This is a genomic window from Stenotrophomonas sp. STEN035 (assembly GCF_056759935.1).
In genome coordinates this window covers 45,549-68,151 of the sequence record NZ_JBRRDY010000017.1, presented here as the reverse complement: position 1 = coordinate 68,151, position 22,603 = coordinate 45,549, and the positions used below count along the sequence as shown (strand labels likewise).

At 63.9% G+C, this 22,603-nt stretch carries 19 protein-coding genes and 3 pseudogenes; 1 reads left to right on the top strand and 21 read right to left on the bottom strand.

Going from position 1 to position 22,603, the window contains the following annotated elements; all coding sequences use genetic code 11:
* Window positions 1–29: 29 nt before the first annotated feature.
* The 3 genes from ACVOLL_RS11000 to ACVOLL_RS10990 form a co-directional block, all read right to left on the bottom strand.
* A complete protein-coding gene (locus ACVOLL_RS11000) occupies window positions 30–182 on the bottom strand; it encodes an entericidin A/B family lipoprotein (protein ID WP_481512942.1) in 153 nt (50 codons plus the stop codon).
* A gap of 144 nt (window positions 183–326) precedes the next feature.
* Window positions 327–1,247 (bottom strand): arginase, encoded by a 921-nt coding sequence (rocF, locus tag ACVOLL_RS10995; protein WP_481512941.1) that lies wholly within the window; start codon window positions 1,245–1,247, stop codon window positions 327–329.
* A gap of 182 nt (window positions 1,248–1,429) precedes the next feature.
* On the bottom strand, window positions 1,430–3,058 hold the full coding sequence (locus ACVOLL_RS10990; protein ID WP_481512940.1) for a mechanosensitive ion channel family protein: 1,629 nt from the start codon (window positions 3,056–3,058) through the stop codon (window positions 1,430–1,432).
* 206 nt (window positions 3,059–3,264) lie between these two features.
* Here ACVOLL_RS10990 and ACVOLL_RS10985 point away from each other — a divergent pair, with 206 nt between their 5' ends.
* Window positions 3,265–4,473 (top strand): NnrS family protein, encoded by a 1,209-nt coding sequence (locus tag ACVOLL_RS10985; RefSeq protein ID WP_481512939.1) that lies wholly within the window; start codon window positions 3,265–3,267, stop codon window positions 4,471–4,473.
* Here the strand turns inward: ACVOLL_RS10985 and ACVOLL_RS10980 are convergent.
* The 18 genes and pseudogenes from ACVOLL_RS10980 to ACVOLL_RS10895 form a co-directional block, all read right to left on the bottom strand.
* Window positions 4,470–4,663: pseudogene (locus tag ACVOLL_RS10980) on the bottom strand (transposase); the annotation flags it as partial. The gene ACVOLL_RS10985 and the pseudogene ACVOLL_RS10980 overlap by 4 nt on opposite strands.
* Before the next feature lie 165 nt (window positions 4,664–4,828).
* On the bottom strand, window positions 4,829–5,683 hold the full coding sequence (locus ACVOLL_RS10975) for a hypothetical protein (RefSeq protein ID WP_481512938.1): 855 nt from the start codon (window positions 5,681–5,683) through the stop codon (window positions 4,829–4,831).
* A gap of 191 nt (window positions 5,684–5,874) precedes the next feature.
* A pseudogene (locus tag ACVOLL_RS10970) lies at window positions 5,875–6,336 on the bottom strand (IS5 family transposase); the annotation flags it as partial.
* A gap of 157 nt (window positions 6,337–6,493) precedes the next feature.
* Window positions 6,494–7,159 carry a sulfate/molybdate ABC transporter ATP-binding protein gene (locus ACVOLL_RS10965; protein WP_481512937.1) on the bottom strand — a complete coding sequence of 222 codons (666 nt, stop codon included), beginning with the start codon at window positions 7,157–7,159 and terminating at the stop codon, window positions 6,494–6,496.
* Window positions 7,149–7,832 carry a molybdate ABC transporter permease subunit gene (gene modB, locus ACVOLL_RS10960; protein ID WP_481512963.1) on the bottom strand — a complete coding sequence of 228 codons (684 nt, stop codon included), beginning with the start codon at window positions 7,830–7,832 and terminating at the stop codon, window positions 7,149–7,151. Before modB ends, ACVOLL_RS10965 begins: the two co-directional genes overlap by 11 nt.
* 2 nt (window positions 7,833–7,834) lie before the next feature.
* On the bottom strand, window positions 7,835–8,575 hold the full coding sequence (modA, locus tag ACVOLL_RS10955) for a molybdate ABC transporter substrate-binding protein (protein WP_481512936.1): 741 nt from the start codon (window positions 8,573–8,575) through the stop codon (window positions 7,835–7,837).
* A 21-nt stretch (window positions 8,576–8,596) separates the two neighbouring features.
* Window positions 8,597–9,373, bottom strand: coding sequence for a helix-turn-helix domain-containing protein (locus tag ACVOLL_RS10950; RefSeq protein WP_481512935.1), 777 nt, complete (start codon window positions 9,371–9,373; stop codon window positions 8,597–8,599).
* 7 nt (window positions 9,374–9,380) lie between these two features.
* Complete coding sequence (locus ACVOLL_RS10945; protein ID WP_481512934.1) at window positions 9,381–10,592, bottom strand: oxygen-independent coproporphyrinogen III oxidase; 1,212 nt, start codon at window positions 10,590–10,592, stop codon at window positions 9,381–9,383.
* 44 nt (window positions 10,593–10,636) lie between these two features.
* Window positions 10,637–11,968, bottom strand: coding sequence for an MFS transporter (locus tag ACVOLL_RS10940; protein ID WP_481512933.1), 1,332 nt, complete (start codon window positions 11,966–11,968; stop codon window positions 10,637–10,639).
* Window positions 11,969–11,991: 23 nt separating this feature from the next.
* Window positions 11,992–12,882, bottom strand: a complete 891-nt coding sequence (locus tag ACVOLL_RS10935) for a peptidylprolyl isomerase (RefSeq protein WP_481512932.1) — start codon at window positions 12,880–12,882, stop codon at window positions 11,992–11,994.
* A gap of 3 nt (window positions 12,883–12,885) precedes the next feature.
* Window positions 12,886–13,580: pseudogene (narI, locus tag ACVOLL_RS10930) on the bottom strand (respiratory nitrate reductase subunit gamma).
* Window positions 13,577–14,257, bottom strand: a complete 681-nt coding sequence (gene narJ / locus ACVOLL_RS10925) for a nitrate reductase molybdenum cofactor assembly chaperone (RefSeq protein ID WP_481512931.1) — start codon at window positions 14,255–14,257, stop codon at window positions 13,577–13,579. The pseudogene narI and the gene narJ overlap by 4 nt, the downstream one beginning before the upstream one ends.
* Window positions 14,254–15,798, bottom strand: a complete 1,545-nt coding sequence (narH, locus tag ACVOLL_RS10920; protein ID WP_481512930.1) for a nitrate reductase subunit beta — start codon at window positions 15,796–15,798, stop codon at window positions 14,254–14,256. Before narH ends, narJ begins: the two co-directional genes overlap by 4 nt.
* A complete protein-coding gene (locus tag ACVOLL_RS10915) occupies window positions 15,798–19,553 on the bottom strand; it encodes a nitrate reductase subunit alpha (protein ID WP_481512929.1) in 3,756 nt (1,251 codons plus the stop codon). The genes narH and ACVOLL_RS10915 overlap by 1 nt, the downstream gene beginning before the upstream one ends.
* Before the next feature lie 69 nt (window positions 19,554–19,622).
* On the bottom strand, window positions 19,623–21,041 hold the full coding sequence (locus ACVOLL_RS10910) for a NarK family nitrate/nitrite MFS transporter (protein WP_481512928.1): 1,419 nt from the start codon (window positions 21,039–21,041) through the stop codon (window positions 19,623–19,625).
* A gap of 148 nt (window positions 21,042–21,189) precedes the next feature.
* Window positions 21,190–21,561 carry a DUF7009 family protein gene (locus ACVOLL_RS10905; RefSeq protein WP_481512927.1) on the bottom strand — a complete coding sequence of 124 codons (372 nt, stop codon included), beginning with the start codon at window positions 21,559–21,561 and terminating at the stop codon, window positions 21,190–21,192.
* Window positions 21,558–22,124, bottom strand: coding sequence for a molybdenum cofactor guanylyltransferase (mobA, locus tag ACVOLL_RS10900; RefSeq protein WP_481512926.1), 567 nt, complete (start codon window positions 22,122–22,124; stop codon window positions 21,558–21,560). Before mobA ends, ACVOLL_RS10905 begins: the two co-directional genes overlap by 4 nt.
* Window positions 22,102–22,602 carry a molybdenum cofactor biosynthesis protein MoaE gene (locus tag ACVOLL_RS10895; RefSeq protein WP_481512925.1) on the bottom strand — a complete coding sequence of 167 codons (501 nt, stop codon included), beginning with the start codon at window positions 22,600–22,602 and terminating at the stop codon, window positions 22,102–22,104. The genes mobA and ACVOLL_RS10895 overlap by 23 nt, the downstream gene beginning before the upstream one ends.
* Window position 22,603 lies beyond the last annotated feature (1 nt).

Below are 22,603 nucleotides of genomic sequence, written 5' to 3'. Positions count from 1 at the left end.
GGTGCGGTCCGCAAGGGACCGCGCGTTCATCAGCACTTGCCGTCTTTGCAATCTTGCGCCTTGTCTTCGACCTTTTCGCCCGCCTTCTGCATGTCCTTGCCAGCGCCGGCCATGGTGTTGCAGCCGCTGAGCATGCCAACCGAGAACGCACCCACCAGGGCCAACATCAGTAATCGCTTCATCGTTGATCGTCTCCTCACTGATAAGGCGGAAGCCGTGCCGACGAACCGGCGACAGGCTTTCCGCGTGTGAAGACGAATCTGGCGGCTGGGCTGTGTGCTCTGCGTGAAGTCGCGCAGCACACGTTCAGCGATGTCTCTTAAACGTTAATCGCGCATCAGTGTGGATTTACCGAACAGGCTCTCCACCAGGTCCACGGCCAGCTCGGCGGTGCGGTTCTGGTGATCGAGCAGCGGATTCAGTTCGACGATGTCCAGCGAGCCCATCAGCCCGGTGTCAGCGATCATCTCCATCACCAGCTGCGCCTCGCGGTAATTGACGCCACCGGGAACCGTGGTACCAACGCCCGGCGCGATGCTGGGGTCGAGGAAGTCCACATCGAAACTGACGTGCAGATGGGTATTGGCATCGATGCCATGCAGCGCGGCTTCCATTGTCCGCTTCATCCCTGCTTCGTCGATGTAGCGCATGTCGTAGACATCCACGCGGTGCTGCTTGATCAGGCGCTTCTCTTCCGGGTCAACCGAGCGGATGCCGATCTGGTGGACCTGCCATGGTGCGATCGCCGGGGCGTTGCCGCCCAGATGGGTCAGGCCTTGCGGGCCGAGGCCACACAGACAGGCCACCGGCATGCCGTGGATGTTGCCTGACGGAGTGACATCGGAGGTGTTGAAGTCCGAGTGCGCGTCCAGCCACAGCACGCGCAGCTGCTTGCCCTGCTCACGGCACCAGCGCGCGACCGCGGTAATCGACCCCACGCCCAGGCAATGGTCGCCGCCAAGCATGATCGGCATGCGGCCTTGCTTCAGCTCGGCGTAACTCGCCTCCATCAGCGCGTGGTTCCAGGCGACTACTTCGTCGAGGTGACGGTAGCCCTGCACCGGGCCGGTCCATGGATTGCGCGGACCATCGAGGTTGCCGATGTCGCGCACGTCCACGCCGCGTTCGACCAGCGCCTCAGGCAAGCCTGCAATGCGCAGCGCCTCCGGGCCAAGCCGCGCGCCGCGCGCACCTGCACCCACATCGGTAGGCACGCCAATCAGCGACACCGGACGAAAACCAGCCATACGACCTCCGTTGCAAATGAAATCAGTTTAACGAGCCACCGCGCAAAGGCCTTGCGGCAGCGCGGCAAACCGAGGCAGGGCAAGCCTTCGAGCGGCTGCGGAGCAGGTTTTGGCAAGCTTACGCCGCTTACATGTCAGCCGTTCGCGACGGGTTGGTCAGGCAACGGATACCTGCATGGCGATCACGCCGCCGGGCCTTGCGGATCCCAATCGGCGGGCGCCACGATCTTTGGCTGCTCAGGGTCGGCAATGTAGTTGGGCGACATGATCTGCACCCCGGCTGCGTTGAACGCGTCCTGGATGTTGGCGTGCAGCGCGCTGAGGATCTCCGCGCGCAGCGGGAACTCAACGATATGCACGCGCAGCACATAGGCGACATAGAAGTCATTGAGCGCGGTCTGCAGTACATAGGCGGCAGGCGCGCTCTGCACATGCGCGGTGTTGCCGGCCGCATCCAGCAGCAGCCGCTGCACCTGCCGCCACGGCGTGTCATAGCCGATGGTGACGCCGGTCTCCAGCCACATGCCCGTGGCCTGTGGATCGCGCGAGTAATTCAACAATTTGCCACTGAGCACGTGCATGTTGGGAAGACTGACTTCCACCCCGGTCAGGGTGCGGATGCGGGTGGTGAACAAGCCGATCTGGATCACCTGCCCCTCGACATCGGCCACCTTGACCAGGTCGCCAATCGACATCGTCCGCGCATAGAGCAGGGTGAAACCTGCCGCTGCCTGGCCAACGATGCTGGAGCCGCCCAGCGATATCATCACGCCCAGCAGTACGCTCAGACCCTTGAAGGCGTCGCTGCCTGAGCCGGGCAGATAGGGATAGGCCATCACCAGCGCAAACAGCCAGATACCCCCCACGGTCAGCTTGCGGCTGGGTTCGGCCAGTTGGCGGTCGATGCCAAACAACTGGAAGCGCCCGTTCTGCACGCCCCGGAACAACATGCCGACAATCTGGCTGCACAGGCGCGCCAACAGAAAGATGATGACCGCGGTGACCAACCCCGGGATTGCCGCCACACCTGCCCACAGCCAGGCCTTGGCCTGGGCGGTAACCCAAGCCGTCATCGCCTTGGCCCAGGGCTGGGTGTAGTCAAACTGATGGAATACGTAGCGCAGCCATTCCTCTGCCAGCAACAACACCGCCAACAGCAGCACCGCGCGCGACAGCCAATCGGCCAGCGCGTTTGCCCCATGCAACATCTGCCGGACCGGCGCACTGCGCAGCGTCCCCGCCCTTTGACCGACCCAGGCCAGCATTGCCGCACGCAGCCTGCGCGCTGCCCAAGCCATCAACCAGATCAACAACCCTGCAAACAGCGTGGCGACAAGACAATGCAAAACGCCGCGGAGCATACGGCCCGGTGCCCGCTCAGCCGCGACGACCGCGTCGTCGAGCCGACTGCGCACCTCCTCACGCACCTGGCCCAGCGTTTCGCCCTGTGCGCTATCCACATCGGCAGGCGTGATGAGGGTGACCACCTCGCCCCCAAGCAGCAGGATCGCGCCATCGGCGGTGTCGTTGAAGGTGACCCTGGGCACGCCGGGCTCATCGACGATGCGCTTGATGTTGAACTCGGTGACCGCGGCACGCTGCGATGGCGAGCGGCCCATGAACGCACTGCGGAAGGTCAGGATGTCACGGTTGTAGAAGCGCACCGTCGCCGGAACCGACCCCTCAACCTGCGCCTGCTCATTGGCGGCTGCCTCCGTGGCCGGCAGCACCAGCGCAGCCAGCGGGACGAGCGCGACCGCCAGCACGAACCGACGTACCACCGACCAGACTGCGACGCTGCTTCCGAACATCGTTGCGCTTCCCCGCGGGAACGGATGACCGACCGGTGCAGTGTTGCCCCAAGAGCAGCACAAAGGGAAGCCCACGCTACAGGCAAGAGACGGCGGATGACCGCCGCGGCCGGATACTGCCAACAAGTGCTCGCCAAACTTCCATAGCGCAGCCCCGCTTGATATTGGTCAGTACCCCCGACCAGCCCTGCTCGGATACTCATGCAATGAACAGCAGCGCCTCCACCCTGACCGTCCTCAACGCGCCACATCGGCTGCTGTTCTTCATTGGTGTCTGCAACCTCGGGCTCGCGATGGGCTGGTGGGCGCTGTGGCTGGGCGGGCTGCAGCTGGGCACTCCCCTGCCCGCTCCCGCTTTGCCGCCGACCTGGCTGCATGGCCTGTGGATGCAATACCTGGTGCTGCCCAGTTTCATCTTCGGCTTTCTGTTGACCGTGTTCCCGCGCTGGATGGGATTGCCGGCGCTGCCGCGGTGGCAATACGCAGGCGTTGGCGGCGGTCTGTTCGGCGCGCAGATCGCACTGCTCGCAGCCAGCATCGGCTGGCAGCCGGGCATTTGGCTCGCCCTGCTGTTGGCGCTGTTCGGTTGGACCTTCGGGCTTGTCGCGCTCGGCCGTTTGCTGCTGCGGGAGAAAGGTCGCACCTGGCATGCATGGTCGTGCTGGTCCGCCTTGCTATTGGGCTGGATCGGCCTGCTGTGCTTCGCCATCGCTGCGGCAGGCAGCGATGCCCGCTGGCAGGCACTGAGCGTGTCGATCGGTACCTTCGGACTGTTGCTGCCGATCTACGTCAGCGTCGCCCACCGCATGTTTCCGTTCTTCGCCGGCAATGTGGTGCCGGGCTACCAGGCATGGCGGCCACCGCAATGGTTGGCGATCCTGTGGGGGCTGTGCCTGCTGCATCTGGCCGGGGAACAGCTGCAGCAGCCGTTGGCGACACTGCTGGCCGATGCCGGCTTGCTGCTGTTGTCGCTGTACTCGCTATGGCGCTGGTGGCCACGCGGCCCCAAACCGGCCTTGCTGGCGGTGTTGTTCTACGGGCTGGCGTGGTGGCCGCTGGCGATACTGCTGTATCTGCTGCAGGACGTCGCCGCGGTGGCCGGCCATCCCGGCTGGCTGGAACGCGCGCCACTGCATGCCTTGGTCATTGGCCTGTTCGGCAGCCTGCTGGTGGCGATGGTCACCCGCGTGACCCAGGGCCATTCCGGGCGTGCGCTGGTGATGCCGGTGGTCGCCTGGATCGCCCTCCTTGGTCTGCAACTAGTTGCACTGCTGCGCATCCTCGCACCGCTGCTGGACGATCCCTGGCGTTGGCATGCCGTCGCCGCCGCAGGCTGGCTGCTGGTGCTTGCACCGTGGTTGCTGCGGTTGGGGTGGATCTACTGGCACCCGCGTGCGGATGGGAAACCAGACTAAGAACGGCTAACAAAACCGCAAAAAAAACATATGCAGATCACAGCACATGTCAGGCGCAGCAAGGCCAAGCGGTGTCCAGACGACGCTCGAAACGGATCCGTAGCTTGCCGAAGCCCGCCAGCCACGCATGCGTTCGCTCCACCACCCAGCGATGCCGTCCCAATCGCTCGCCGCTTTCCACTCCCCGCCGGACCTCTGGAACTAGCAGCGCAAGTTCATCTTCTGACCGATCAATGCACGTCTAATCGTGCATGGCATCGCTCTTTGGTGGTTTTGTTAGAAGCTCCAAACCGGCAGGCTCACTTGCCGGTTTGGAATGGCGCGTTTGAAGGTCGATGGGCGGGGCGGTTACCTGCTAGCGGAAATACTCGCCGGCGCCGTAGTTGTTCGACAGCAATTGGAAGTGCGAATTCCACTCCCGGTGCAGAAATACAGCGATCACATCCATCCCGTAAGGCGGATTGCCCAGCTCGGATGGATTCTTCTCGTCCCTGTCCGAAAGATTCAGGTCCCATCGGATCCGCTGCATCACCTCCTTGGCGGTTACCCCCGTCGGCACGCCGGGAAGGTCATCTGCAGACGTCGCGAACAGAAATGTCTTGCAAATGAAGTCGTTGAGCGCTGAGGCCCAGGCTTGGTAATCGTTTGTTCCTGAGTGGGCCTGGAAGATGTCACGCAGTTTGTTGTGCCAGTCCGCCTGGAATACGGTAAGCGGCTTGGCGACCTTGCCTACGCGGTCCACGCTGAGTCCACCGGAGTGGCCATTGAGGCCGAGCTCGGAGGCGTTGACGACAAAGCCTGTCCCTCCCGAAGAGGCGTGTGCAGCGGCTTTCTGGATCAATGCCAGGTAGGCCTGATAGTCCGCGTGGTGCGCCGCAGGGTTGAGCACCGGCAGCCAGGTGGGGCAGCGCATGACGTTGAAGTAGAACATCCATCGCTGGCTGCCGGAACTGATCACATTGCCGATCTTGTCGGTCGGGATCCACTCATGTGCTCCGGAGGATGCCTCGAACTTGCTCAGTTCCAGTGCCTTGAGATCCTTAGGCTTGGTCGGCGTGGCCCGGGTGGCGTCCTTGCTGCGCTGCGCTTCTGCGGCCAGTGCGACCGGATCGGCGCCTGCGTAGAACTGCTTGGTGATATTCCGCAGCTTCGAACTGTACTGGTACGAGCCATGGCTCGTAGGCCTTTCGTCGAAGTCTTCGTCGGCCATGGCGGTATCGAGACGCTGTCGCCGGTCCAGGTATTTCTGGTCATGCAGGTCGTCAACAAGCGAGAACTTGAAGGGATTTCCACACATGAACAATCTCCTGGAAGATGCCGCTGTATGGCGATGCGGCGCGACTTCTGAGTCTGGAACGCCAGGCAGGCACGTTCCCGACATTTCGTCTCTACTAAGAACGGTTAACAAAACCGCTCAACAAAGCGTATGCCGATCACAGCACATGGCAGGCGCAGCAAGCCCAAGTGGGTGTCCAGACGACGTTCGAAACGGATCCGTAGCTTGCCGAAACCCGCCGGCCACGCTTGCGCTCACTCCACCACCCAGCGATGCCGTCCCGATCGCTGGCCGCCTTCCACTCCCTGCCGGGCGATTCGTGCGGCAATGCCGCGTTGACGCAGTTGCCAGCGACATCGCTTGAAGTCGTACCCCTTGTCGGCGTGCAGCTTGTCCGGTCTGCGGCGTGGACGCCCTTGCTGGCCAGCAATCGCCGGCAATGCATCGACCAATGGCCCGAACATCATCGAATCATGTTGGTTCGCACCCGATACCATCAACGCCAAAGGCACCCCACGACGGTCAACAATCAGATGCCGCTTGCTACCCGATTTGCCGCGACCGGTAGGGTTCGGGCCGGTTTCCTGACGCGACACCTCTGGAACCAGCGGCGCAGGTTCACCCCCACAACTTCTGACCGATCAATGCACGTCTCATCGTGCATTGCATCGCTCTTTGGTGGTTTTGTTGGAAGTTCCAAGCAAACCGCATCCAACAAGCCGCGCAGATCGCGCAGCACGGCGCTCAGGCCTGCACGCGGCCATCAGCCAGATGCACCACCTGTTGGCCGAACATGTCCACGTCTTCCGGATCATGGCTGATCAGCAGCAGCGGGATGCCGGTCTGGTCCAGCACGGTCTCGAGCTCCTGACGCAGATGCGCGCGCAGGGCGTGGTCCAGCGCTGCGAATGGCTCATCCAGCAGCAACGCCTGCGGCTTGGTCACCAGTGCCCGTGCCAAGGCCGTGCGCTGACGTTGGCCGCCGGAGATCTGCGCCGGCAGCAGGTCACCGAGGTGATCGATGCGGAATGCCTGCAGCCATTGTTCCACCGCGTCGATGCGACGACCGCGCGGTGGGTTCAACAGACCTTGCTGCAGGCCGAAACCGACGTTCTGCCGCACCGTCAGGTGCGGGAACAAGGCGTAGTCCTGGAACACATAGCCGATGCGGCGCCGCTGCGGTGACAGGTTGGTACCTGCCGCCGCATCAAACAGTGCCTGCCTGTGCATGCGGATCACACCGGCATCCGGCCGCAACAGCCCGGCCACCGCCTTCAAGGTCAAACTCTTGCCGGCGCCGGATGGGCCGAACAACACAACATTGGGCTGCGTGCAACGCAGCGCCGCCTGCAACTGGAACTGCTGGCCTGCCGCCTGCAGCTGGCGCCGGATATCCAGTTCAAGCCACATTGCGTGCCCCCTCCTGTCGCCGTCCCACCAGTCGCGCAGCAAGCAGCAACACGCTGATGCAGACCAGCGAGGACAGCAGCACCAAGGCGTTGGCCCGACCGTCATTGCCGGCCTGCACCGCCTCGTAGATGGCGATGGACAAGGTCTGGGTGCGGCCGGGAATACTGCCGGCGACCATGATGGTGGCGCCGAACTCGCCCATCGCGCGGGCAAATGCCAGCAGCAGGCCGGCAAGAATGCCGCGCCATGCCAGCGGCAAGGTCACACGGAAGAACAGCGCCAGCTCGGACACGCCCAAGGTACGCGCGGCCTGTTCCAGCTGCCCATCCACATCCTCGAAGGCCGCACGCGCCGGCTTGAACACCAACGGAAACGAAGCGATTGCGGCAGCGATCACCGCTGCCTGCCAGGTAAACACAAGATTGATGCCAAAGCTGTTTTCCAGCCATGCACCAAGCGCGCCCTTGCTGCCGATCAGCACCAGCAGGTAATAGCCCAGCACCGTCGGCGGCAACACCATCGGCAGGGTGAATATCGTGTCCAGCAACTCACGGCCTGGGAAGCGCCGCCGCGCCAGCAAGGCACCAAATCCAACACCGAGCACGAGGTTGATCGCGGTCGCCCAGCCGGCCACCTTCAGCGACAACCACAGCGCGCTCCAGTCCAGATCCACCATCAAGGACTGCCGAAGCCGTGCCTGTGCAGGATGGCCTGGCCCGGCGCCGAGCGCACGAAGGCGATGAAGCGCTTGGCTTCGGCGGCGTTGCGACTGGTCTTCACCATTGCCAGCGGATACGCGATACCACCGGCAACCGGCACCTGGAAGGCGCGCTGCACGCGCTCGCTCATCGCCTGCGCGTCGGTGGCGTAGACGAAGCCTGCATCCACTTCACCCCGCGCGACATAGTCCAGTGACTGACGCACATTCTGGGTGCTGATCATCTTGGCCTGCACCGCCGGCCACACACCGGCCTGCTGCAGCGCGCCGCGTGCATAGCGACCCACCGGCACGCTGTCGGGGTTGCCAATGGCAACGCGCTTCACATCAGCCTTGGCCAGCGCCGCCAACGTGGTCGGCTTGTTGCTGGCCTGCGGCGGCACCACCACCCACAGGCTGTTCTGTGCGAACACGTGCTGTGTCGCTGGATCAATCAGGCCTTCGGTACTGGCCTGCGTCATCGTGGTCTGGTCGGCCGAGGCCAGCACATCGACCGGCGCGCCGCGCGCGATCTGCTGCAGCAGCGTCCCGGACGCGGCAAAGTTCAGATCAACCTTCGTGCCCGGGTTGGCCTTCTCATACGCAGCGGAAATCTCGCGAAAGCTTTCAGTCAGGCTGGAAGCAGCGGAGACAGTCAGTTCAGCCGCGCTTGCCGGTAGCGTGGCAGCCAGCAACAACAACGCCCACAGTTTGTTCATGCACGCATCCTCGGTTGGGCATCATTCGCTTGCGTCATCGGTGGCCGCCATCAGCGCCAGACGCTCCGGTTGCAGCAGGATGATCTCGCGCTGCTTCACCGCGATGACTTCCTCGTCACTCAACCGGCGCAGTACCCGGCTGGCGGTTTCCGGTGCCATGCGCAGATAGTTGGCGATCTCGGTGCGGGTCATGGTCAGGTTGAAGCGGTGCGCCGAAAATCCTCGCCGCGCATAGCGGCTGGAGATATCCAGCAGGAACGCGGCCATGCGCTCCTCGGTACGGTAATTGGCAGCCAGCAGCGCCGCCTTGCCGATCTCGGCACTGAGCAGGCTGAACAGCTTGGCCTGCAGGCCGGGCATGCGGCTGGCCAACATGCTGATACGCGGAAACGAGATACGGCACAGATGCACGGTATCCAACGCCACCGCATTGCAGGGGTAGCGCGAGCCGTGGATGGCGTTCAAGCCGATGACTTCGCCGGGCAAGGCGAAGCCCAGCACCTGCTCGTTGCCCAGGCTGTCGTCGACGAAGGTCTTGACCATGCCGGCACGCACCGCAGCGATCGAGTCGAAGGGCTCACCCGCACGGAAGATGTAGTCACCGGCGTGGTACGGCCCAACGTGGTCGACCATCACGTGCAGCTCGTTCAGCGCCGTTTTGTCATAGCCCTGCGAGCTGCAGGCATCGGAGAACGCACAGGTCGTGCAGAAATGCAGCGCGTCACCGTCGCCGGCAGCGGCTGGATTCGGCGTCGCGGTGCCCAGGGGGCCGCGCGGTGGGGGTGTAGGTGACGTCATTCCGTTTTCAAGCAACAGCGGCCAAGGGGCGGAAGCACGCTGCGATCATACGCCACAGCAGCTCACCTTCGTTCTGGATCAACAGCATGTCGCCGTCACGGCGCAGCCAGCCGCGCTCGATGAACATGGCGACGCGGCTCCACGCGTGCTCGAAACAGGCGTCGAATGGCTGTGCGTTGCGCCATTCGAAGGCGCGCATGTCCAATGCGTGGTCGCAGGCCAGGCTCTGCACCACCTCATCGGTCATGCGTTCATGCTCGGAAAGAATAAGCCCGGACGATATGCCCGGCTGCCCGACCACCAGGCAGGCGCGCCAATTGCGCGGCTCCGGCTCGATGCGGCAGATGACATCGCCTATCTGGCTGCAGGCGCCCACACCAATGCCGAGCAGGTCATGGCGCTCGCGCCGCGGCACCCCGAGCAGGTCGCAATGACGCTGGCCATCGCCGTTGCGCAGCGGCATCGGCAGGTCCGGCCGCTGGTAGTGATCGCCGCCCAGCGGCAGGTAGCCGCCTGCACGCAGCAACCGCCAGGCCTGCAGCCAGTCTGTTGGCAACGGGTACTCGGGCAGCAAGGCGGGCGATGGCAGGATGATGCGTTCGGGCGCCAGCTCCAGCACACGCTGCAGCCGCTGCAGGAACGACACATCGGCGTAGCACGGCACGCGCAGCTGGTAGTAACAGGTGGTGAACCCGGCCTGCTGGGCTTGCGCCAGCATCACAGGGCCATCGACGCCGGCATGGTCGATCACCGTCATCCGGGTACAGCCGACCTCACGCAATGCAGCCGGTGCGACATCGCTTGCAGCATCCAGGCGCACCTCGACCTGCGGCCGGGCGATGGTGCACAGCTGCTCCGGCACCGCGTCCAACAGGCGGCCCAGCAGGGCGGGTGGCAGGTGCTCGACGATGCCGGGCTGCAACACCATGGCCGCCACTTCGCGATCGCTGGCCAGCATGTCGGCGTGCAGACGCAGGCATACCAGCAGCGCATCGAGGACGTTCTCGGCGCGCTCCAGGTCATGCGGCGGCGCACAGAAGCCCAAGGTCAGCGCACGTGGAATCAGATGCTCGTTGCTGGCCTGCATGGCTGCACGCCAGCCGGCTTCGGCGAAGCCCGGGCTCAGCTCCGCCGGCGCTGGGAACAACACGTGCGCGGGTTGCTGCAGCAGTGCAACATGCAATGTGGCGTCATCCATCCCGGCGGTCTCTACTGACATGCAAGCATCCTCGCGTAGCGACCGCCGGTTTTCACTGATCTGGATCAAGCGCGGCGCTGTTTCTCCGCTGCTCCGGCATCAATTGCTTCGGGCAGATCGGTCTCGCGATCGAGCTGCGGGAAGTTGCGACGCTCCATCCGCCGGATGGCGAAGTGCATCCAGGCCAGGGAGATGCTGACCAGCACGAACAGCAGCATGAAGCAGCTGCTCCAGATGCCCAGCGCATCATTGAGCGCGCCGAAAACGATTGGCAGGATGAAGCCGCCAAGGCCGCCAATCATGCCAACCACGCCGCCGACTGAGCCCACATGCTGCGGGTAGTACACCGGGATGTGCTTGTAGACCGCAGCCTTGCCCAGCGACATGAAGAAGCCGAGCACGAACACCAGCACGGTGAACAGGGTCACGCTGATCGCCAGGTGGAAGCTGATCTCGCCGTGTATCCCCTGCACGATGTAGCGGGTATCCGGATAGGCCAGGATGAAGGTACAGATCGACGACACACCCAGCGTCCAGTACATCACCCGGCGCGCACCGATGCGGTCGGACATCCAGCCGCCCACCACCCGGAACAGGCTGGCCGGGATCGAGTAGCACGCGGCCAGCACGCCGGCCGTGCCCACGTCCATGCCGTAGGCGCCGACCAGGTAGTGCGGCAACCACAGTGCCAGCGCGACGAAGCCGCCGAACACGAAGAAGTAGTACAGCGAGAAGCGCCACACCTGCAGGTTCTTCAGCGGCGCCATCTGCTCGGCGAAGGACATCGGCTTGACGCCGCTGCGGCGGCGGTCTTCCAGCGAGGGATCTTCCTTGCTGAACAGATAGAACAGGATGGCGGTGACCGCCAGGCCGACGGCCCACAGCTTGGCCACCATCATCCAGCCCGAGGCCACCATCACCAGCGGCGCCAGCAGCTTGGTTACTGCCGAGCCGATGTTGCCGGCACCGAAGATGCCCAAGGCGGTGCCCTGCTTCTCCGGCGGGAACCACTTGGACACATAGGTGACGCCGACCGAGAAGTTGCCGCCGGCGATGCCGACGAACAACGCCGCCAACAGGAACTGCGGATAGGTATGCGCGTAGGTCAGCAGCCAGGTCGCGACTGCACCGCACAGCATCACCAGGGTCATCACCTTGCGGCCGCCGAACTGGTCGGACCAGATGCCGAGGAAGACACGGATCACCGAGCCGGTCAGCACCGGGGTGGCGATCAACAGGCCGAACTGGGTGTCGTTCAAGCCCAGTTGCTCGCTGATCTGGATACCGATGATGGCGAAGATCATCCACACCGCGAAACACACGGTGAAGGCGAAGGTACTCAGCCACAACGCACGCTGTTGCTCGCCGCTGCTGATGTTCTGCAAATTCTGGCTCATTGCCGCTCCTGGGGGATTACGTCTTACTCAGCCTGTGCTTCGATGTCTTCCAGCCCGCGCACCGGGTAACGCTCGCGCAGTTCAAGCAGGAACTGCTGCACGTCGCGCTGGCGCACCTGCAATTCGAGGTAATCGCTGATCTGTGGCTGCACCTGTTCGTAGCTGAGTGCTACACCGGCTTCCAGCACATCGATATTGACCACGTGGTAGCCCCAGCGCGATTCCACCGGAAAACCCGCCAAGCCCTGCCGCAGGCGGAATATCTGGCGGTCGAACTCGGGCGTGGTCTGGCCGCGTTGCAGCCAGCCCAGATCGCCGCCTTCGCTGCTGGACGGGCACTGCGAGTGGCGCGCGGCCAGATCGGCGAACAGATGCGGTTGTTCCAGCAGTTCGGCGATCAGCTTCTCGGCCTGGGTGCGGGCCTTCAACCGGCCGGCGATGTCGTCGGCAGGTGCCGCCAGCAGGATGTGGCGAACCCGGATACGGTCGGGCGAGCGGAAGCGCTCGGGGTTCTGCGCGAAGTAGCGTTGGCAGTCGTCTTCGGTCGGCACGCGGTCTTCCAGCGTCTGTTCGATCAGTTGCTGGATGCGTGCTTCCTCGCTGGTCTCCTGACCGACGCCAGGGGCGTCGGCCAGGCCGAGCCGCTCGGCTTCCAGCCGCAGTAGTTCGCGTACCACCAGCGCACGCGCCGCATCGGCACGTGACTGCTCCGGACGCATTGCCCGGTGGTATTGCATCTCGCGGGCGATATCGGCCTCGCTGATCGGCGTGTCCTGCACGTACAGGCTGCACGGTGCCGGTTGGCCGAGGCTGCGCGGACCGTCATCGGCATCGTGATGGTGGCCGGCCTCGGCCGGTACCGGTGTCTGCGAGTCGATGACGGTGATGGGGAGAATGCGTGGCAGGCTGCCCATGAATTACTCCCGCGGACCGTAGCGCAGCGTGGCCTGGCGACGACGCACCACCTGGTACGGGCGCCACAGGTAGCTGATCGGCACGCTCCACACATGCACCAGACGGGTGAACGGGGCGATCAACACCAGCGTCAGGCCGAGGAAGATGTGCGCCTTGTAAACCCAATGCACGCCTTCGACATAATCGGCCGCACCGGCACGGAAGGTGACGATGTGCTGCGCCCACTCGGCCAGCATCACCATCACGCCGCCGTCCAGGTGTCCGGCGGAGACCTTGATGCTGTACAGGCCAAGGCAGAGCTGGGCGAACAGCAGCACCAGCACCAGCGTGTCACCGAAGCTGCCGATCGCGCGCACCCGCGCATTGGTCAGCCGCCGCACCAGCAGGATGGTGATGCCGACGAAGCACAGCGCGCCGAAAAAGCCGCCAACCACCATCGCCAGCAACTGCTTCTGCGAGGAGGTGATGAAGGGCTCGTACAGCGCGTGCGGGGTCAGCAGTGGCCGCCGAGGATGGCGATGATGCCGATGTGGAAGCAGTTGCTGCCGAAGCGCATGCCGCGGTCGGACAGCAACTGGGTGGAGCCGGTACGCCAGCTGTACATGGCCTTGTCATAGCGCGCCCAGCTGCCGATCAACAGCACCGCCACCGCGATGTAGGGATAGAACTGGAAGGCGAACTGATTGAGGTAATTCATGGCTGGATCTCCCGCGGCTGCGCGCGTGCCGGTGAACGATGGGGTGGATCGCAATCCTGCGAAGGTGCATCGGCGCCAAAGCGCACCGCTTCCTCTTCCCACAGGCGGTCCATGGCTTCGACGGTGTCGTCGCGCACTTCTTCGCTTGCCCGCTGGCGCAGCACGGCCAGGTTGACCTTGCCCTCGCCTACCTCGACCAGGATTTCCAGCAGCACCGCATGCGGCAGCTGCCGCTCGGCGGCACGCGCGGCGAGCATGCCGGCGATGTGGCCGATATGGTGCAGCCAGTCCTTGGCCTCGGCCTGCGGCCGATGCGAGAGGTATTCCAGCAACAGCGGCAGATAGTCCGGCAGCTCACGCGCATCCAGCTCGAAACCGTTCTTGCGATAAGCATCGATCAGGTCGACCATGGCCTGGCCACGATCACGCGACTCGCCGTGGATATGTTCGAACACCAGCAGGCTCATGGAGCGGCCACGGTCGAAGGTGGCCAGCCAGCGGTCCTGCGCGTCCAGCGGGTCCGTTGCAAGCAGGTCACGGACGAAGGCCTGCAACTGCCTGCGACGGGCCGGCGACAGCGCCGGATCGTCGCAGGCCTCAAGCAGCTCCTCGCCATGCTGCCAAAGCTCGTCACGCGGATAGTCCAGCAATACGCCAATCAGCTTGAGCACACTCATTTCACCACCTCATGCCGGTGCTGGCGGTTGGGATGCACCGCGAAGGTGGTGCTCTTGCGCTGGGTGAACAGATCCGCCGGACTGTCGCCGTTGCAACCATTGCCGAAGGTGAAGCCGCAGCCGCCACGTTCGCCGAAGGCATCGTTGGCGTACTCCCGGTGCGCGCTCGGAATGACGAAGCGGTCCTCGTAGTTAGCGATGGCCAGGTAGCGGTACATCTCTTCCACCTGCGCCGGGGTCAAACCAACCTGTTCGAGCACGCGCATGTCTTCCACGCCGTCCACGTTCTTGCCACGGCGCCAGGCGCGCATCGCCATCAACCGTTCCAAGGCACGGATAACCGGCGCTTCATCACCGGCCGTCAGCAGATTGGCCAGGTAACGCACCGGGATGCGCAGCGAGGCGATGTCCGGCAGCTCGCCGCTCATGCCGACGTGGCCACGCTCGGCCGCTGACTGGATCGGCGACAACGGCGGCACGTACCAGACCATCGGCAAGGTGCGGTATTCCGGGTGCAGCGGCAGCGCCAGCTTCCAGTCGATGGCCAGCTTGTAGACCGGCGACTGCTTGGCCGATTCCAGCCAGCTGTCGGGAATGCCTTCGGCACGCGCAGCCTCGATCACCGCCGGGTCGAACGGGTCCAGGAAGATGTCCAGATGCGACTGGTACAGGTCCTTCTCCGCTGCCACCGATGCGGCCTCGGCGATGCGGTCGGCGTCGTAGAGCATCACCCCGAGGTAGCGGATGCGGCCCACGCAGGTTTCCGAACACACGGTGGGCTCGCCCATCTCGATGCGCGGGTAGCAGAAGATGCACTTCTCGGACTTGCCGCTCTTCCAGTTGTAATAGATCTTCTTGTACGGGCAGGCCGACACGCACATGCGCCAGCCGCGGCACTTGTCCTGGTCGATCAGCACGATCCCGTCTTCCTCGCGCTTGTAGATCGCGCCCGAAGGACAGGCCGAGACGCAGGCCGGGTTGAGGCAGTGCTCGCACAGGCGCGGCAGATACATCATGAAGGTCTTTTCGAAGGCGCCGTAGATCTCCTTCTGCACCTTGTCGAAGTTGTAGTCACGCGAACGCTTGGAGAACTCGCTGCCGAGGATTTCCTCCCAGTTGGGGCCCCACTCGATCTTCTCCATGCGCTGGCCGGTCAGCAGCGAGCGTGGACGCGCGGTCGGCTGATGCTTCAGCTCGGGCGCGTCATGCAGGTGCTGGTAATCGAAGTCGAACGGCTCGTAGTAGTCGTCGATCTGCGGCAGGTCGGGGTTGGAGAAGATCTTGGCCAGCATGCGCCAGCGGCCACCGGCGCGTGGCACCAGCTTGCCGCTGCCGTTGCGCACCCAACCGCCGTTCCACTTCTCCTGGTTTTCCCATTCCTTGGGATAACCGATGCCGGGCTTGGTCTCGACATTGTTGAACCAGGCGTACTCCACGCCTTCGCGCGAGGTCCACACGTTCTTGCAGGTGATCGAGCAGGTATGGCAACCGATGCACTTGTCCAGGTTCAACACCATCGCAATCTGGGCACGTACTTTCATCACACCACCTCCCGTGCGGCGCCCGAGGCATTCGAGTTTGATTGCTCGTCATCCAGCCAATCGATCTTGTCCATCTTGCGCACGATCACGAACTCATCGCGGTTGGTACCGCAGGTACCGTAGTAGTTGAAGCCCCAGGCCAGCTGCGCGTAGCCGCCGATCATGTGGGTGGGCTTGAGCACGATGCGGGTCACCGAGTTGTGGATGCCGCCGCGGGTGCCGGAAATCTCCGAGCCCGGCACATTGATGATGCGTTCCTGGGCGTGGTACATCATCGCCATGCCCGGCATCACGCGCTGGCTGACCACCGCGCGCGCGGCAATCGCACCGTTGACGTTGAACAGCTCGATCCAGTCGTTGTCCTCGATGCCGGCATTGCGAGCGTCGTCCTCGCTCAGCCAGACGATGGGGCCGCCACGCGACAAGGTCTGCATGATCAGGTTGTCGCTGTAGGTGCTGTGGATGCCCCACTTCTGGTGCGGGGTGATCCAGTTCAGCACGATCTCCTTGTTGCCGTTCTGGCGCTTGTTGAGCAGCGGCTCCACCGTGCGTGTATTGACCGGCGGCCGGTAGCTCATGAAGGCCTCACCGAAGTCGATCATCCACTCGTGGTCCTGGTAGAACTGCTGGCGGCCGGTGACGGTGCGCCACGGGATCAGCTCGTGCACATTGGTGTAGCCGGCGTTGTAGCTGACGTTGTCGTCTTCCAGCCCGGACCAGATCGGCGAGGAAATGATCTTGCGCGGCTGTGCCTGGATGTCACGGAAGCGGATCGCCTCGTGCTCCTTGCCCACCGCAAGATGCGTGTGCTCGCGGCCGGTGAAGGTACCCAGCGACTCCCAGGCCTTGACCGCGACATGGCCATTGGTTTCCGGTGCCAGGTGCAGGATCACTTCGCAGGCGTCGATGGCGGTATCGATCGCCGGCCGGCCCTGGCTGATGCCTTCGTCCAGCACGGTGTGGTTGAGCTTGCCGAGGAATTCCACCTCGTGCTTGGTATCCCAGCTCATGCCCTTGCCGCCGTTGCCGAGCTTGTCCAGCAGCGGGCCCAGCGAGGTGAACTTGCGGTAGAGGTTGGGGTAGTCGCGCTCGACCACCGCCATGCTCGGCATGGTCTTGCCGGGGATGGCCTCGCACTGCCCCTTCTTCCAGTCGGCGACGCCGAACGGCATGCCCAGTTCATTGGGCGTGTCGTGCAGGGTCGGCACCAGCACCAGATCCTTCTCGACACCGAGCACGCCCGGTGCCATGTCGCTGAGCGTGCGCGCGACACCCTTGAAGATCTCCCAGTCGCTGCGCGATTCCCAGGCCGGGTCCACCGCCTTGGACAGCGGATGGATGAAGGGATGCATGTCCGAGGTGTTGAGGTCGTCCTTCTCGTACCAGGTGGCGGTCGGCAGCACGATGTCCGAGTACAGCGCGGTGGTGCACATGCGGAAATCCAGCGTCACCAGCAGGTCGAGCTTGCCTTCCGGCGCTTCGTCACGCCACTTCACGTCCTCGGGCTTGACCGCGCCCATCTCGCCCAGGTCCTTGCCCTGCAGGCCGTGCCGCGTGCCGAGCAGATGCCGCAGCATGTACTCGTGGCCCTTGCCGGAAGAACCAAGCAGGTTGGAGCGCCAGATGAACATCATGCGCGGGTGGTTCTGCGCCGCATCCGGATCGGCGAAGGCGAAGTCCAGCGAGCCGTCCTTGAACTTGGACAGCGCGTAGTCGGCCGGCGCGATGCCGGCCTGTTCGGCCTCGCGCACCAGCTGCAGCGGATTGCGGTCCAGCTGCGGTGCACTCGGCAGCCAGCCCATGCGCACTGCGCGCAGGTTGAGGTCGGCCAGGCTGCCGCTGTACTTGGAGGCATCCGCCAGCGGCGACAGCAGCTCGTCCACCTGCAGCTTCTCGTAGCGCCATTGCCCGGTATTGAAATAGAAGAACGAGGTGCCGTTCATCTGCCGCGGCGGACGGCTCCAGTCCAGACCGAAGGCCAGCGGCTGCCAGCCGGTCTGCGGGCGCAGCTTTTCCTGACCCACGTAATGCGCCCAGCCACCGCCGGTCTGACCCACGCAGCCGCACATGACCAGCATGTTGATCAGGCCGCGGTAGTTCATGTCGTTGTGGAACCAGTGGTTCATGCCGGCGCCGACGATGATCATGCTGCGACCATGGGTCTTGTCGGCGGTGCGGGCGAACTCGCGGGCGATCTCGATCACCTCGGCGCGTGACACGCCGGTGATGCGCTCCTGCCATGCCGGCGTACCCGGCACATTGTCATCGAAGCTCTTGGCAACATTGCCGCCGCCGAAGCCGCGATCAACGCCGTACTGCGCCAGCAGCAGGTCGTAGACCGTGGCCACCAGCGCTTCGCCACCATCGGCCAACGGCAGGCGGCGCAGCGGGATGTTGCGCTCCAGTACTTCTTCGGCCGGTGCAGCGGTCCAGCCATCGCTCTCGATGCCGCCGAAGTACGGGAAGCTCACCGCCTCGATGCCATCGTGGATATCGGCCAGGCTCAGGCGCAGGCGCGTGTCATGGCCATCGCTGGCCTTTTCCTCGATGTTCCACTTGCCCTTCTCGCCCCAGCGGAAGCCGACCGAGCCATTCGGCACGGTGATGTCGCCGCTGTTCTCGTCGAACGCCAGCGTCTTCCACTCGGGGTTGTTGCTCTCGCCCAGCCCGCCCAGCTCACTGGCACGCAGGAAGTGACTCGGCACCAGGCGGCCATCGGCGCGGCGCTCGACGCGCACCAGCATCGGCATGTCCGAGTATTGGCGGCAGTAGTCCTGGAAGTATTGCGAGGGCGTATCGACGTGGAACTCGCGCAGGATCACGTGGCCGAAGGCGAATGCCAGCGCAGCGTCGGTGCCCTGCTTGGGATGCAGCCAATGGTCGGTGAGCTTGGCGAGCTCGGAATAGTCGGGGCAGATCGACACCGTCTTGGTGCCGTTGTAACGCGCCTCGGTGAAGAAGTGCGCGTCGGGCGTGCGCGTCTGCGGCACGTTCGAGCCCCAGGCGATGATGTAGCGGCTGTTGTACCAGTCGGCCGATTCCGGCACATCGGTCTGCTCGCCCCATACCTGCGGCGAGGCCGGCGGCAGATCGCAATACCAGTCGTAGAAGGACAGGCAGGCGCCACCGAGCAGCGACAGATAGCGCGCACCAGCGGCGTAGGACACCATCGACATTGCCGGAATAGGCGAGAAGCCGACGATGCGGTCGGGACCGTATTCCTTGGTGGTGTAGAGGTTGGAGGCGGCGATGATCTCGTTGGCCTCGTCCCAGTTCAAGCGCACGAAACCACCCATGCCGCGGCGACGCTTGTACTCGCGCGACTTGGCCGGGTCCTGCACGATGCTGCCCCAGGCCTCGACCGGTGACATGGTCTTGCGTGCCTGCCGCCACATGCGCAGCAAGGTGCCGCGGATCAGCGGGTACTTGAGCCGGTTGGCGCTGTACAGGTACCAGGAATAGCTGGCACCACGCGGACAGCCGCGTGGCTCGTGATTGGGCAGGTCCGGGCGGGTGCGCGGGTAGTCGGTCTGTTGGGTTTCCCAGGTGACCAGGCCGTTCTTGACGTAGATCTTCCAGCTGCAGGAGCCCGTGCAGTTCACACCGTGGGTGGAACGTACGATCTTGTCGTACTGCCAGCGGGCGCGATAACTGTTTTCCCAGTCCCGCCCTTCGCTCTTGCTGAACCCATGGCCATCGGCAAAGGGTTGTGGGTCCCGCTTGAAGAACTGCAAGCGATCAAGGAAATAGCTCATGGTGAATCTCCGTTCGCAAACTGCTGCATCGTGGCTATGTGTGGAATCTGGCTGCGGTGCGTGTGTTACTCAGCAGGGGGTTTCAGCCCCGCGCCGGTAGTACCACCACCAGGTCACGACCAGGCAGGTGATGTAGAACGCAATGAAGCCGTACAGCGCCATATCCGGGCTGCCGGTCAAGGTGATGGACGAGCCGTAACTCTTGGGGATGAAGAAGCCGCCGTAGGCACCGATGGCACCCGAGAAGCCGACGACGGCGGCGGATTCGATGCTGGCTTGATGGGCAGCGGCCTTCTTGCCTTCGGCACCTTCATTGGCCGACAGGCGATCGTGCAGGGTGCGGAAGATCACCGGGATCATCCGGAAGGTGGTGCCGTTGCCGATGCCGCTGAGCACGAACAAGGCCATGAACGAGAGCAGGAAGCCGACGAAGTTTCCGCCCTGGCCATTGCTGGGCAGGAAATGCAGTACGCCGAATACGGCGGCGATCATCAGCGCGAATACCCAGAAGGTCAGGCGTGCGCCACCCCAGCGGTCGGCCATGCTGCCGCCCACCGAGCGCATCAGCGCGCCCAGCAGCGGGCCGATGAAGGCATAGGCCAGCGGATTCACATCCGGGAACTGGCTCTTGACCAGCATCGGGAAACCGGCAGAGAAGCCGATGTAGGAACCGAAGGTGCCGATGTACAACCAGCACATCAGCCAGTTGTGCTTGCGGCGGAAGATCACCGCCTGCTCGGAGAACGACGAGCGGGCGCTGGTCAGGTCATTCATGCCGAACCAGGCGGCAATCGCGAAGAAGGCGATGAAGGGCACCCAGATGAAGCCGGCGTTCTGTACGAACAGCGGCGCACCGCCGTCGGCCACGGCCTGTGGAGCGCCACCCATGGCACCAAACACACCAACGCTGATCACCAGCGGCACCACCGCCTGCGATACCGACACGCCGACGTTGCCCAGGCCCGCGTTCAAGCCCAGCGCCATGCCCTGGCGCTGCTTGGGATAGAAGAAGGAGATGTTGGACATCGACGAGGAGAAGTTGGCGCCGCCGAAGCCACAGAGGATGGCGATCAGCACGAATACCCAGTACGGCGTGGCCGGGTTCTGCACCGCGAAGCCCAGCCACAGGGTCGGCAGCAGCAAGGAAGCGGTCGACAACGCGGTCCAGCGACGGCCGCCGAAGATCGGGATGACGAAGGAGTAGAAGATGCGCAGTGTCGCGCCGGACAGGCTGGGCAGGGCCACCAGCCAGAACAGCTGATCAGTGGTGAAGGCGAAACCGATCTTGGGCAGGCTGATGGTTACCGCCGAGAACAGCACCCATACCGAGAACGCCAGCAGCAGTGACGGTATCGATATGACCAGATTGCGGGTGGCGACCTTCTTGCCGGTGCGTTCCCAGTAATCGGGGTCCTCTGGCCTCCAATCGCTGATCACCCGACCGGGACCGGAACTGCTCTGCTTTGCTACATCGCGACTGGCACTCATGCATCGCTCCAAGGCTGTTTGATACGGCGCTGGCTTGCTGTGCGGTTGCTTGCCCAGTCGCCACGGCGTCATTAGGCCCGGCGCCCCCTGGGGCAGTCTTGATCTTGATCAATCCAACGGCGCTCTCGCGCCGACTACCTGACAAATATCAACTGATGCTTACGGCGTCGGCCGGATTGCGGCGCTGCACGCCGCGTTGACGCACGCTGTCACGTACATCCACATCGAACTGGAGTTGCAATGGTTGCGCCTGCGTTTGCAGGGTGAAGCTCAAGCCGTCACGGCATGGCAGACGTGCCTGCAGCGCCAGCACGTCTTCACGCGGCAGCTTGATCATCAATGCGTGGGTATCGCCATCCAGCAGCGCCTCTGCCGTGTCGTGCAGCTGCAAGCGCTGCGACAGGGCTCCGGGCGTGCCAAGCCAGGTCTGGTTTTCCAGCACCTCGCCAGCGAGCAGGCGTGCCAGCTCGCTTTCATCAATGCGCAGCCGTAGCGACTGCGACTGGATCTGGACTTTCATGACGCAACTTCCTCCCATTGGCGGGGGGTATTGCAGTTCACAAGGCGGGCTTCGGCACCGGCTGGCAGCGGCAGCTCCAGACCGCCAAGGCGGCGCTGGAACATCCGTAGCGAGCGTGGCCCGTCTGTACCCGTGACCATTTCAAACAGCAGCCTGCGGCATGTGCCGTTGATGTTCAAGTACATTGGCACCGGTTCCCCTGAATACGTCACACAAGAAGCTGCGCCATCACACAGCTGTCGCAGCAGTGACACATCCAGCAGGGGCATATCCACCGCCACCACCCAAGCAGGTCCATCACCCAAAGTCTCCACCACGCTGTACAGCCCGCCCAGCGGGCCACATCGCGGCACCGCGTCGGGCACCGAATCGAAGCCGGGATAATCACCACTTACGCGAACTGGACTGGCACCAAGCGACTCGAGCAGCGTGCAGCTGTGTTCGAGCAGGGTCCGCCCGCGCCAGTGCAGCAAGGCCTTGTCCTGGCCCATGCGACTGGACAGCCCGCCGGCCAGCACGATGCCGGCAGCCGGTACCGGCTCAATGTGAGTGGTCGTGGACATGTCCGTCGATATGCGCGTGCTCGGTGTCGGGTTGGCACAGACTGCAGCCTTCGCTCCACTCGCTGTCGCCATCCTGGTAATGCTCCTGCTTCCAGATCGGCGAACGGTGCTTCACGCCCTCGATCAACTGCCGGCAGGCGCGGAAGGCCTCGTCGCGGTGCGGGCTGCCAGCGGCGACCACCACGGCGACATCGCCTACTGCCAGTCTGCCTTTGGCATGTGCCACGTACAGTTTGATGCGCGGGCCGAAGTCGGCGGTGATCTCGGCAATCTGTCGCTGAAACTCATTCAAGACCAGCGGCTCGAACAAGTCATAGGTGATGCCCAGCACCGGCCTGCCCTGGTTCAGATCACGGACCTTGCCGATGAAGACATCAATGCCACCGAAGCCCGGATCGGACACGGCGGCGATGCCTTCGCTCGGATCAATCGCGGCATCGGCACGATCCACCACTTTCCATACACTCTCGAAGCTCATT